Source organism: Streptomyces sp. JLYT201 (assembly GCF_059448825.1).
The window spans coordinates 5,958,189-5,969,961 of record NZ_CM182551.1 but is presented as its reverse complement, the minus strand read 5'-3'; the positions used below and the strand labels follow the sequence as shown (position 1 = coordinate 5,969,961).

Annotated in this window: 10 protein-coding genes; 1 reads left to right on the top strand and 9 read right to left on the bottom strand. The window is 73.0% G+C overall.

The genetic code is table 11. The annotated features are described in order from the left end of the window. Positions 1-5: 5 nt before the first annotated feature. On the bottom strand, positions 6-701 hold the full coding sequence (locus AC5WAM_RS24965) for a CGNR zinc finger domain-containing protein (RefSeq protein ID WP_366794445.1): 696 nt from the start codon (positions 699-701) through the stop codon (positions 6-8). Between the two features lie 253 nt (positions 702-954). On the opposite strand from AC5WAM_RS24965, the gene AC5WAM_RS24960 reads away from it, so the two are divergent. Beyond that, positions 955-1,536 (top strand): anthrone oxygenase family protein, encoded by a 582-nt coding sequence (locus AC5WAM_RS24960; protein WP_366794444.1) that lies wholly within the window; start codon positions 955-957, stop codon positions 1,534-1,536. Here AC5WAM_RS24960 and AC5WAM_RS24955 read toward each other — a convergent pair. The 8 genes from AC5WAM_RS24955 to AC5WAM_RS24920 form a co-directional block, all read right to left on the bottom strand. Further along, positions 1,488-2,627, bottom strand: coding sequence for a uroporphyrinogen-III synthase (locus AC5WAM_RS24955; RefSeq protein WP_495518860.1), 1,140 nt, complete (start codon positions 2,625-2,627; stop codon positions 1,488-1,490). The two genes, AC5WAM_RS24960 and AC5WAM_RS24955, sit on opposite strands and share 49 nt — an antisense overlap. Before the next feature lie 158 nt (positions 2,628-2,785). Then, complete coding sequence (locus tag AC5WAM_RS24950) at positions 2,786-4,132, bottom strand: nitrate/nitrite transporter (RefSeq protein WP_495518859.1); 1,347 nt, start codon at positions 4,130-4,132, stop codon at positions 2,786-2,788. Positions 4,133-4,378: 246 nt separating this feature from the next. Continuing rightward, a complete protein-coding gene (locus tag AC5WAM_RS24945) occupies positions 4,379-5,404 on the bottom strand; it encodes a hypothetical protein (protein WP_495518858.1) in 1,026 nt (341 codons plus the stop codon). Beyond that, entirely contained in the window at positions 5,401-6,060 is a 660-nt protein-coding gene (locus AC5WAM_RS24940; protein ID WP_366794440.1) for a hypothetical protein, read from the bottom strand. The genes AC5WAM_RS24945 and AC5WAM_RS24940 overlap by 4 nt, the downstream gene beginning before the upstream one ends. 164 nt (positions 6,061-6,224) lie before the next feature. Further along, positions 6,225-7,430 carry an acyltransferase family protein gene (locus AC5WAM_RS24935; protein ID WP_366794439.1) on the bottom strand — a complete coding sequence of 402 codons (1,206 nt, stop codon included), beginning with the start codon at positions 7,428-7,430 and terminating at the stop codon, positions 6,225-6,227. Next, positions 7,427-9,625 carry a bifunctional polysaccharide deacetylase/glycosyltransferase family 2 protein gene (locus tag AC5WAM_RS24930; protein ID WP_495518857.1) on the bottom strand — a complete coding sequence of 733 codons (2,199 nt, stop codon included), beginning with the start codon at positions 9,623-9,625 and terminating at the stop codon, positions 7,427-7,429. The genes AC5WAM_RS24935 and AC5WAM_RS24930 overlap by 4 nt, the downstream gene beginning before the upstream one ends. Next, positions 9,622-10,317: a hypothetical protein gene (locus tag AC5WAM_RS24925; RefSeq protein WP_495518856.1), complete on the bottom strand. Its 696-nt coding sequence runs from the start codon at positions 10,315-10,317 to the stop codon at positions 9,622-9,624. The genes AC5WAM_RS24930 and AC5WAM_RS24925 overlap by 4 nt, the downstream gene beginning before the upstream one ends. Before the next feature lie 399 nt (positions 10,318-10,716). Continuing rightward, positions 10,717-11,709: a LysR family transcriptional regulator gene (locus AC5WAM_RS24920; RefSeq protein WP_495518855.1), complete on the bottom strand. Its 993-nt coding sequence runs from the start codon at positions 11,707-11,709 to the stop codon at positions 10,717-10,719. Positions 11,710-11,773 lie beyond the last annotated feature (64 nt).

Genomic DNA, 11,773 nt, shown 5'->3' with positions numbered 1-11,773 from the left:
CTCGCTCACGCGCGCGTGAGCGCCGCCGCCCGCCTCCGGTGCCGGGCCACCCGCTCCCGGTTGCCGCACACCTCGCTGGAACACCAGCGGCGGCGGTGCCCCCGTGACGTGTCGAGGTAGACCAGCGGACAGCTGTCGCCCTCGCACCGGCGCAGCAGCGAGCGCGCCACCGGGTCGGTGAGCAGTTCGACGGCGTCCCGGGCGACGGCCGCGAGCAGCGCGGCGCGCCCCGGGGTGCCGTGCAGCGCGCGGACGAGGCTGCCGTCGGCGTGCCGCACGGCGCACGGCGCGGGCGGGGCCACGGCGGTCAGCGCGTTCACCCGGGCGAGGGCGGTGTCGGCGGGCCGTCCAGCCAGCTCCCCGCCGACCAACCGGCCGATGTGGCCGCGCAGTTCGCGGAACCCGGCGAGCCAGGCCTGGTCGGCGTCCGGCAGCGGTGTGCCCGGCGGGAGCAGCCCCGCCCCGGCCAGCCAGGCGCGCAGCCGGTCCACGTCGCCGAGCCGCTCCACGGGGTGGTTCGTCGCGAGGAGGTCGAGGCAGATCCGTCCGGAGTCGAACCGCAGCTCGCCGTACGCGACCTTGTGCGGGGGTTTGTGCGGGGGTTTGTACGGAGCCTGGTAGGTCGCCTTGTCCGGAGGCTGGTACGAAGCCTTGTCCGGGGGCTTGTGCGGGGCCTCCTGGGGGGCCGCACTCAACGCCATGCGGGTGTCACCGCCTCGGGGTCGCCGGTGAGTTCGGGGGCCGTTCCGGTGCGTGCCGACGTGCGCGCGCGTGCTGTCCGTACGCCCGTCCGTACTCCTACAGTGCCCGTCCCGGGGCGGCTCTGGAACCCCTGCCACCGCGCGCGGACACCCTCGTGGCAAGACGGGCGCACCGGCGGGGCTGGACGCGCGCTTATGCCGGTGCGCTTGTCGGCCATGGCCCCGGCGGCGGCGCGCGGCTTGACTCGACGGCATGACGAACAGCGGCACACCCCGTACCGACCGGCCCACCAGCGGCGTCGCCCTGGGCGCGGCAGCGCTCACCACGGGCCTGATGGCCGGATCCTTCTACGTCTTCGCCTGCGCGGTGATGCCCGGCCTCGCGCGCAGCTCGGACCGCGCGTACATCGAGGTCATGCAGCACATCAACGATGTCATCCAGAACCCGGTGTTCTTCTTCGGCTTCTTCGGGGCGCTGCTGAGCACCGGGCTCGCCGCGTGGCGGCTGCGGCGCACGCCGCTGCGGTGGTGGGTGTGCGGCGCCCTGGCCGCGTACGCGCTCGCCTTCGTGCTCACCGCCGTGGTGAACGTGCCCCTGAACGACGACCTCGCGGCGGCGGGCGACCCGGCGCGGATCGCCGACCCGGCCGCCGTGCGCGCGGACTTCGAGGGCCCGTGGGTGGCGTGGAACATCGTGCGGGCGGCCCTGTGCACGCTCGCGTTCGGCCTGCTCGGCCGGGCGCTCGTGCTGCGCGGCAGGCTCCTGGGCGCGCGGGACCGGGCCTCTCAGGCCCCGTACTTGGACCCGGCGGCCGGGTCGAGCGCGAGCCGGTAGCCCCGCTTGACGACGGTCTGGATGAGCTTGGGCACGCCGAGTGCCGTGCGCAGCCGGGCCATCGCGGTCTCGACGGCGTGCTCGTCGCGGCCCGCGCCGGGCAGCGCCCGCAGCAGTTCGGCGCGCGCGACCACCCACCCGGGCCGCCGCGCGAGCGAGCGCAGCAGCGCCATCCCCGCGGGCGGCACGGCCCGCAGTTCGCCGTCCACGAGGACCGCGTGCCCGCGGATCTCCACGCGGTGCCCGGCGACCGGCACCGCCCTGGCCCGCGCGGGCAGTTCCTGGCACAGCAGCTGGACGAGCGGGCCGAGCCTGAACCGTTCCGGCTGGACGGTGTCCACGCCCAGGCCCTGGAGCGGCAGCGCGGTCACCGGGCCCACGCAGGCCGCGAGCACGTCGTGCGCCAGGGCGGCGCGCAGCTCCCCCGCCATCCCCCGCTCCTCGGCCCGCGCGAGCAGCGAGGCGGCGGCGGGCGCGCTGGTGAACGTGAGCGCGTCGACGCCGTGCGCCACGGCCGCGTCGAGCAGCCGGTCCACGGGCGCGAGGTCGGCGGGCGGCAGCCACCGGTACACCGGTACGAGGACGACGTCCGCTCCCCCGGCCCGCAGCGCCTCCACGAACCCGGGCAGCGGCTCGCCGTGCAGCTGGAGCGCGACGCGCCGCCCCGCGACGCCCTCGGCGAGCAGCCGGTCAAGGACCTCCGCCATCGACTCCGACGACGGCGACCAGTGCTCGACGAGCCCTGCCGCCCGCACGGCGCCCTTCACCTTCGGCCCGCGCGCGAGCAGTTCGACCCCGCGCAGCCGCGCGAGGAGCGCCTCGCCGTGGCCCCAGCCGTCGGCGGCCTCCACCCAGCCGCGGAAGCCGATGGCGGTGGTGGCCACGACGACGTCCGGGGCGTGGTCGATCAGTTCCTTGGTGGCGGCGAGCAGCCGCCCGTCGTCGGACAGCGGCAGGATGCGGAGCGCGGGCGCGTGCAGCACGGTGGCACCGCGTCGCTGGAGCAGCGCGCCGAGCTCGTCGGCGCGGCGGGCGGCGGTGACGCCGACGGTGAACCCGGCGAGGGGACCGTGGTCGTGGGTCACGTTCATGTCTGGCGTCCCGCTCGTAGTAGTGGCCCGTCTTCGCAGTGACCCGACTTCGCCGTAGCCCGACTTCCCGCCGTGGCCGTCTGCGCGGGTCCACGGGCCGTCGAGCCTGCCAACGCCCGGTGACGGGTCTGGATCACCCCGATGTCCGCCGTGTTACGTCACACTTCGGCGTACGACGGCCTGCGCTCGGCGCCCGCGGCGGCCACGGACCGCGTGCGGGCCGCGGACCCGCGCAGGTACACGGCCCAAGTGACCCCGAAGCACAGGGCGTAGAAGGCAAGGAAGGAGACATAGGCCCCGGTTCCCGAACCGACGCTCAGGAACGACTGCCGGAAGGCGAGGTTGACCCCGAGCCCGCCGAGCGCGCCGACGGCCCCGATGAGCCCCATGGCGGCGCCCGACAGCCGCCGCCCGTACCGGTCGGCGTCGTCCCCGGTGAGCCCCTCGCGCAGGGCCTTGGCCTGGAAGACGCCCGGGATCATCTTGTACGTGGAGCCGTTGCCGAGGCCGCTGAGCACGAAGAGCACCACGAACGCGCCGGTGAAGAGCCCGAGCGACGCCCGCTCGGAGGCCAGGACGACGACGCCGGTGGCCGCCGCCATGGCGACGAAGGTCCCCAGCGTGATCCGCGCCCCGCCGTAGCGGTCGGCGAGCCGCCCGCCCACGGGCCGGACGAGCGAGCCGAGCAGCGGCCCGACGAAGGTGAGCTGCGCGGCCTCCAGCGGGGTGCGCCCGAACTGGGTCTGGAGCACGAGGCCGAAGGCGAAGCCGTAGCCGATGAACGACCCGAAGGTCCCCACGTACAGGAGCGCCATGATCCAGGTGTGCGGGTCGCGCGCGGCCTCCCGCACGGCCCCCGTGTCGTTGCGCACGGAGGCGATGTTGTCCATGAACAGCGCGGCGCAGACGGCGGAGACCACGACCAGCGGGATGTAGACGCCGAGGAGCAGCCGCGGCCCGCCGCCGGCCCCGATGACGGCGAGCGCGGCCAGCTGCACCACGGGCACGCCGATGTTGCCGCCGCCCGCGTTGAGCCCGAGGGCCCAGCCCTTCTTGCGCAGCGGGAAGAAGGAGTTGATGTTCGTCATGGACGAGGCGAAGTTCCCCCCGCCGATGCCGGTGAGCAGCGCACACGCCATGAACGTGCCGTACGACGTGCCGGGCTCCATGACGACGAACGCGGCCACGGTGGGCACCAGCAGCAGGCCCGCCGCGACGACCGTCCAGTTCCGTCCCCCGAACCGGGCCACGGCGAAGGTGTACGGCACCCGCACGACGGCGCCCACCAGCGTCGCCAGCGACACGAGGAAGAACTTCCCCGCCGGGTCGATGCCGTACTCCGGCCCCATGAACAGCACGAGCACCGACCACAGGGTCCACACCGAGAACCCCACGTGCTCCGACAGCACCGAGAACGCCAGGTTCCGCCGCGCGACCCGCTCCCCCTCCCGCGCCCAGAACCCCGCGTCCTCCGGATCCCACCGCGCGATCCACCTACTCCTCATGCCCACCCTCCCCGACCGACGACGGTGCCCCCGAAGGTAGGGACGGGGCGTTTCAGCCCTGTGCCGCCGGATGACCACGGGGGAACGTTGGGCTCACTACGGGGGGTGGGGGGTGGTGAGGGTCAGCGGAGCCCCCGCCCGCCGGGCGCCCCGCACGGGCCGAAGCCGGGCTCGCCCGCGCGGCCGCCGACCCTCGCCCGAGCCGGGGTCACCTGCGCGGCCGCCGCCCCTCCCGGCTCCTGACCGTCAGCGGTTCACGGACTGGATCTCCTTGACCACGACGTCCTGATCCGCACCGAACTCGCCGTCCGGCAGCTCGTCGCCCTTCTCCGTCGTGCTCGTCCAGCTGATCTTCCAGGTGACCGTGGCCTTCAGGCCGTACGTACCGTCCCCCGAGGACCGCAGGTACTTCACGCCGCACGGCGGTGTCTCCTCGCTCCTGCCCCTGGCCCAGGGCTCACCGATCCGCCCCTTCACCACGGGGCACTCCCCCGAGACGGGGTAGGTCTCGGCGTCCGTCGTCCCGGGCTCGATCCGCAACGAAACCGGCTTCGCCGTCGTCGTAGCCGAAAGCCCCGTCCCCGGCAGACTCGCCGTGACCGAGACCTCCTTGAACTTCGCCCTGTCCAACCAGATCCAGGTCGGCAGATTCACTTTGGTCTCACCCTTGGGCGCCATGGTGATCTCGGTGTCCGGCAGCGGGAGTTCGTCGTAGGCGTACTCGGCGAGAACCCTGGGGGTGAGGGCCAGCGGTTCCTTCGGCGTAGCGTCGTTGGGCACCCAGAAGGGCAACTTGTCGCAGGCGCTCGCCTCCGGCTCGTCCTTCCTGTTGGGGTTCACGGCAGCGGCCCAGAACATGCCCTTGCCCTGCTCGTCCAGGTTGTAGTCCTTGTACGGCTTCCCGTCCTTGTAGTACGCGTCGAACAGGTCACCGACCATGTCACCGAGCCCCAGGAGCTTCACCTTGCGCCACTTCTTGACGGTGGCCTCGATCTCCTTGGGCGAGAAAGCAGGTTCGTACCAGCAGGCAGGCGGTGTCCAGTCTCCGTCCACCGATGAGAGAACACCGGTCTTGCCGGAGCTGGCATTGCCGTTCACCGTCGTCTGGACCTTGGTCTTGACGTTGATGGTGCGGCCGTTGGCACCGCCTTCGGCGTCCTTGCTCGTACCGCCCCTGTTCGTGCGGTCGGCCCAGGCCGCGGGAGCCGCTTGAGCTGTGATCAGGAGCGCGGCGACAAGAGTCAACGCCGTCGAACCGGCTGCGTGCTTCACGGCTGGCACACCTCATCCCCCCGCTTCGAGATGCTCCGCGTCGTCTGCCAGACGCCCTTGCTGTTCTTTCGCAGGCGGTCGTTGTAGAAGACGTACGAATCCTTGGACACCTCGGTGACGTTGGTCTTGCCCGTCTTGACGTCCTTCGTGTAACCCTTCGATTCGTCCGCGCAGTAAGTGAGTCCGGCCGAACCGTCCTTGCTGAACATGACTTTGCGGTCGAAATAACGCACGGTGCCGGTCACGGTCGTCCCGTCCTTGATGAAGCCGCTGATCCAGTCGACCGACCCCAGATAGGCGGAGTCCTTGCTGTAGAAGGCGACCGACTTCGACTTGGGGTCGCGCGCGCCGATCGCTTCATCGATGGCACGCAAATAGTTCGCGTTGTCCCTCAGGACGGCGTCCTTCTCGGAATCACCCACCGTGTCGGGGGTGAAGACGAGCGCATCCCCCTTGGGCAACGCGATCCGCGGTCGCTCTATCGCGTCGGCCGGCGCCTTCGGCGACGGGGTCGCGGTCGGGCCGCTGCCGTGGCCGGCGCCCTCGATCTTGTCGTCGTTCTTGGAGCCGCCGTCTCCGCCGCCGCAGGCGGAGAGTGACAGGACTGCGGCAGCGGTCAGAGACGCGGCAGCGAGCAGTGTGGGTCGGCGGTTCACAGTCAGCTCCCCTGGGACGTGGGTTCACTTGAGTGAACCCACGCTATCCACGGGCAAAGGGGCGCGCGACGGTGAGGTTTGCCGAGGACGGGGGCAGATGGGGGCATACCCCCGCCGCGCGGCGGGGGTTGTTGCGGAACGGTCGCAGAACGCGGGAGCCCCGGTCACGCCCCCTCGGCGGGACGCCCCCCGCGGCGCCGCTTCGCGGCACCGTCCGGCCACACCCGCGGGCCGCGCCGCGCGGCCAGGTCCTCCACCCAGCCCACGGCCAGCACCATCACTCCGATCAGCGGCCACACCAGCATGAACATCCACATCATGTACGTCGAGTCGAGCGCCGCCATCGTCCGCTCGGTCATGAACGGAAGGTCGTACGCCATGTCGATCAGTGGGACCGTCGCCATGATCAAGAGGTTGTGCCAGAGGTAGATCGTGACGGCACGGTTGTTGGAGAGGGTGATGAGTCTGTCCGCTCTGGCGAGGCGGCCGGGGAGCTGGTGCCAGGACGGGGAGTGGACGAGGAGGACGACGACGAAGCCGAGGGACCAGGTGGCCTGGGCGAGGGGGATGTCGTTGAGGTCCCAGCCGTCGGGGCCGAGGTGGCCGGAGGCCCACCACAGGCCGAAGGCCATGGTGAGGGCGGCGAGGGAGACGGCCAGATAGCGCGGGACCCGCGCGAGGACGCCCTCCTGGTGGGCGAAGCCGAGGATCCAGCAGCCTCCGTAGACCGCGAAGTCGCAGACGGCGTTGCCCGTTTCGCCGGGGATGCGGACGAGGCCGGTGGAGAGCAGGGCGGTGAGGGCCAGGGGGGCGAGGAGCGTCGGCCAGGGGGCGCGGCGGAAGGCCCGCAGCAGCAGGGGGGAGGCGAGCACGAACCACAGGTACGCGCGGAGGTACCAGAGCGGTCCGACCGCCTGCACGGCCCAGGTGTCCTCCAGGAGGCCCGCCTTGTCGCCCAGTTGCCAGGGGAAGGGCGGCGCGCCGAGCGGCAGCACGTAGTCGGCGAGGCTCAGCAGGCCCCAGGTGCCGCCGTGGTCCGGGTCGTCGCCCGGCTTCCAGCCCGCCGCGAAGAGCAGGCACAGGACGGCCGCGCCGAACACCCACAGGGGCGGCAGGAGGCGGCGCAGGCGGGACGTGACGACCTGCCGCGCCGGTCGCTCCAGGGAGCGTGCCGTCAGGGAGCCCGCGAGTGCGAACATCACGCCCATCGAGGGGAACAGGATCGTCAGCCAGGCCCAGCCGAAGAGGTGGTAGACGACGACGCGGACCAGGGCGAGGGAGCGCAGCAGGTCGAGGTAGCGGTCCCGGGGGGCCCGGGCCGAGGGGGCCTGCCGCACGGGAGGCTCCCCCACGCGCGTGGGGTGGGTCATGCCACCGACCCCCCTTCCGCGCCGCCGCCCCACCGCCGCGGCGCCGCGCCCGGCGCCTCCACCACGCCCGTGCGGCGGAGCTTCTGCCAGCGCAGCCGCCCGCCGGTGAGGGCGGTGATCCAGGACTGGAGCAGGACGACGTACATCAGCTGCCGGTAGAGGAGCTGCTGGAGCGGCAGCGAGAGGAGATGGGTCATGGGCTCGCGGTCGAGGCGGAAGGCGTACGCCGCGCACACCGCCTGGACGGCGAGGACGCCGAGCCAGGCCGCGACCGTCTTCTGGGTGGGGCCGAAGACCAGGCCGTAGAGGAGGAAGACGTCGATCAGCGGGGCCAGGAGCGGGGCCACGACCATGAACAGGGAGACCAGGGGCAGGCCGACGCGGCCGAAGCGGCCCGAGGGGCCGGTGTCGACGAGCGCGCGCCGGTGCTTCCAGATCGCCTGCATCGTGCCGTACGACCAGCGGTAGCGCTGGGACCACAGCTGGCGCACGGTCTCGGGGGCCTCGGTCCACGCGCGGGCCCTCTCCGCGTACACCACGCGCCAGCCGTCGCGGTGCAGGGCCATCGTGATGTCGGTGTCCTCGGCGAGCGTGTCGTCGCTCATGCCGCCGACCCGCTCCAGGGCGCAGCGGCGGAAGGCGCCGACGGCCCCGGGGATGGTGGGCATGCAGCGCAGCACGTCGTACATGCGGCGGTCGAGGTTGAAGCCCATCACGTACTCGATGTGCTGCCAGGCGCCGATGAGCGAGTCCCTGTTGCCGACCTTCGCGTTGCCCGCCACGGCGCCCACGCGCGGGTCACCGAAGGGCTGCACCAGCTCCCGTACGGTCGACGCCTCGAAGACGGTGTCGCCGTCCATCATCACGACGAGGTCGTGGCGCGCGTTGGCCAGGCCCCTGTTGAGCGCCGCCGGCTTGCCCGCGTTGTGCTGGCGCACGACGCGCACGTTCGGCAGGCCGAGGCCCTCGACGATGCGGGCGGTGCCGTCCGAGGAGCCGTCGTCGACGACGACGACCTCGATGGGGTGGTCGCTCGCCATGAGGGAGCGGACGGTGTTCTCGATGCACTTCGCCTCGTTGTACGCGGGCACGAGCACCGAGACCGGCTCCGTCACGGGCGCGCCCCACCGGAAGCCGCGTTTGCGGACGCGACGGGTGTGGATCGCGGAGAGCACCAGCATCAGGGCGAACCTGCCGAGGACCAGGAAGCCGATCACCGCGAGGCCCACGACCAGGATGTCCGTGACGTACTCGGACGCGGTGACCAGGGCGATCCAGATCCGGCCCTGCCAGAGCGCGAAGCCGTCCACGCGCGCGTGGGCGCTGGGGGCGTGCAGGGCCTCGGTGAGGTTGGTGAACCGGTAGCCCTGCTCCTTGAGCGTCGGCAGGAAGCGGCCGAGGGCCGCCACCGTCTGGGAGCGGTCGCCGCCCGAGTCGTGCATGAGGACGATGGCGCCCTTGCCGTCCACGGGGGTGGCGCGGCGGATGATCTCGTCGACGCCGGGGCGCTTCCAGTCCTCGCTGTCGGTGTCGTTGACGACGGTCAGATAGCCGCGGCTCCCGATGTGCCGCGCGACCGGCCACGACGCGTTGTCCATGGCGTCGGCGAAGGAGGAGTACGGCGGGCGGAAGAGCGAGGTGCGGATGCCCGCGGCGCCCGCGAGCGCCAGCTGGTTCTGGGACAGCTCCCGGTCGATGCGGCCCTTCGACTGGTACGACAGGTCGGGGTGGTTGAAGGTGTGCAGGCCGACCTCGTGGCCCTCGCGGACCATCCGCGCGACCAGGCCGGGGTGGCGCGAGGCCATCGTGCCGGTGACGAAGAAGACGCCGTGCGCGTCGTGTGCGGCCAGGACGTCGAGGACCTTCGGGGTCCACTTCGGGTCCGGGCCGTCGTCGAAGGTCAGGACGACGTGGTGGTCGGGCACGCGCAGGGTCTTCGGCCGGTCTCCGCGCGTGTCGATGACCGGGCCGCCCCGCAGGATCTCCCGGGGGACGCGGTCGGTGGCGGCGGGCGGGCGCACGCGGTGGTCGGCGAGGATCTCGCTGTGCACGTACCCGCGGAGCAGCAGCATCGCGCACAGGGCCACGAGCAGGAGGCTGGGCAGGAGATAGCGCATGGGGAGGCGGCGGCCCGCACGGGCGGGGGAGCGTGCGGCGCGGTGGGCCGCGGCGCGGCCGCCGGAGCGGGAGTTCATGGCTGGGGCTCCTGGGGTGGGGAGGCGCCCGCGTCGGCCACGGGCTCTGCCCCGGAGGAGGCCTCGCCGCCCGCCTGCGAGCCGTCGCCGCCGCTCTCGCTCCCGGCCTCGGCCTCGGGCGACGGGGCGGGCGGGGCGACCGGGGACTCGGGGCCCTGCGACGGCTCGGGGGCCGGGGGTGCGGGGTCGCTCGTGGGGGCCGGGGCGGGGGCTCCGCCGCCGTCCGTCGGGCGGGGCGCGGGCCGCTCGCCGCGGCGGGTGGGGGCCGGTGCCGGGGCCGCGGGGCCGCTCGGCTCGCCGTCGTCGTCGCGGGCCTTGGAGGGCGCGGCCGCGCCGGGGCCGCCGGACGGGACGACGACCCGGTTCGGGGCGGTGCCGCTCGTCGTCCGCGAGGGGCCGGGCGAGGGCGTCCTGCCGGACGAGGGGGCCGCATCGGGCGAACTCGTTGATTCCGCAGGGCCGTTCGGCGTGTCCACCTTGCTCGCGGGCTGCTCGTCCGCGGGGTCGGGCACGGGCAGCCAGGGCGCGCTGGAGTTGCCGGAGGCGAGGGTCGTGACGATGACGACCGCGTACCCGGCGCAGGCCAGGCCGACGAAGGTGCCGATGCGGCGGTATCTGCGGCCGCGGCGCCCTGTCTCGTCGACGAACACCGGCCTGTCGGCCATCTCTGTGGTGTCTGAAACCTTTCCCATGGCACGGGTGTCCCCGGCACCACCAGGAGACTCCCCCGCCAAGTGCCTGCCCACACCGTCGATCTGGACCGTGACCTCGTGCGGATCGTGCAGGTACCCCGCCGACGCGAGGGTGGGGCCCAGCGGTTCCACCCCCGGGCGGCCGCGCGGGTCCGTCGGGGAATCGCCTGGTAGATCGCCTGTCAGCACGCTCGTCGGATCGTTCGACAGCGTGTTCTCCTGCCACTTCTCACCGCGCACGCGCAACCCCCCAATGGACCGGTGCGGGTGCGCGTACGACGCCCCGGGCCCTCGTCGTCCGGGCCGGGCCCCCACCCGGCCCGAGCGCCCCTACTATCACACCGCACCCGGGCGATGAATGTAGCGCACGCCGGGGACAGCTGTGTTTTTTCGCCAGTCTTAACTCACCATGATGAGTGCATCGATGTCTGGAATCCATGCGTTCGTGGGCTTGACCAGCCACCCTTCCGCCGCGGCGAGTTCGGCCGCCGCGCGCCGCAGCGCTTCGAGACCGGGGTGGTCGAGACCGCGCCGCCACACCAGGGACACCGGCGACAGCGGCACCGGGTCCACGAGCGGCCGCAGCACGCATCCGGGCAGCTCGGGGAAGCCGACCACGGCGAGCACGGGGTTGCGGTGCTTGGCCATGATCCGCGCGAACTCCTCGGGCCCGACGGCCAGCGGGGCGGGCGGCGCGACCTCGATGTCCCGGCCCGCGAAGAGGCGTTCGGCCAGGTCGGTCCACTCCAGGGTGCGGTCGTTGCCCGCGCCCGCGTACACGCGCTCGCCCGCGAGCCGGGCCAGCGGCACCTCGTCCAGGGCTGCCAGCGGATGCCCGGCGGGGAGCAGCACCGCCATCGGCTCGTACCGTACGGGCTGCTGCGCGAGCCCAGTGCGCAGGGCGGCGGACAGCCCCGCGTACCGGCCGAACGACGCGTCGATCCGGCCCGCGGCGATCTCGGCCGCCGCACCCGTGAGACCGCTCTCGAAGCGGGCCATCAGCTCGCAGTGCGGGGCCAGTTCGCGGGCCCGCTCCAGGATCCGTCCGAAGACCAGGCCGGGGCTGTTGAGGTCGACCAGCAGGGGGCGGGCGGCAGCGGTGCTCCCGCGCGTGAAGGCGGCCGTCAGCTCGTCCTGTGCCGCCAGGACCCGCCGGGCGTGGGGCAGCAGCCGCTCGCCGTCGGCCGTCAGCACGACCTGCCGCGTCGACCGCGCGAACAGGTCCGTGCCCAACTCCCGCTCCAGGCGCCGCACATCACGGCTCAGCGCCTGCTGGGCGACGTAGAGGCGGGCGGCCGCCCGCGTGAAGTGCAGTTCCTCGGCGACGACGACGAAGGCGCGGAGCAGCCGCGGCTCCACATCACGGGGTGCCCCGGGCGGTGAGGTGACCATCCGGGGAACTTACAACGTAGGCGCGTTAATCGCCCTCCAGTAGGTGTTGGACCACTCCTGGGGG

Excerpts from the sequence above, each read along its gene's own strand:
- AC5WAM_RS24955 (WP_495518860.1), bottom strand. The coding sequence starts at position 2,627 with ATGAACGTGACCCACGACCACGGTCCCCTCGCCGGGTTCACCGTCGGC.
- AC5WAM_RS24925 (WP_495518856.1), bottom strand. The coding sequence starts at position 10,317 with ATGGGAAAGGTTTCAGACACCACAGAGATGGCCGACAGGCCGGTGTTC.
- AC5WAM_RS24930 (WP_495518857.1), bottom strand. The coding sequence starts at position 9,625 with ATGAACTCCCGCTCCGGCGGCCGCGCCGCGGCCCACCGCGCCGCACGC.
- AC5WAM_RS24965 (WP_366794445.1), bottom strand. The coding sequence starts at position 701 with ATGGCGTTGAGTGCGGCCCCCCAGGAGGCCCCGCACAAGCCCCCGGAC.
- AC5WAM_RS24950 (WP_495518859.1), bottom strand. The coding sequence starts at position 4,132 with ATGAGGAGTAGGTGGATCGCGCGGTGGGATCCGGAGGACGCGGGGTTC.
- AC5WAM_RS24935 (WP_366794439.1), bottom strand. The coding sequence starts at position 7,430 with ATGACCCACCCCACGCGCGTGGGGGAGCCTCCCGTGCGGCAGGCCCCC.
- AC5WAM_RS24960 (WP_366794444.1), top strand. The coding sequence starts at position 955 with ATGACGAACAGCGGCACACCCCGTACCGACCGGCCCACCAGCGGCGTC.
- AC5WAM_RS24920 (WP_495518855.1), bottom strand. The coding sequence starts at position 11,709 with ATGGTCACCTCACCGCCCGGGGCACCCCGTGATGTGGAGCCGCGGCTG.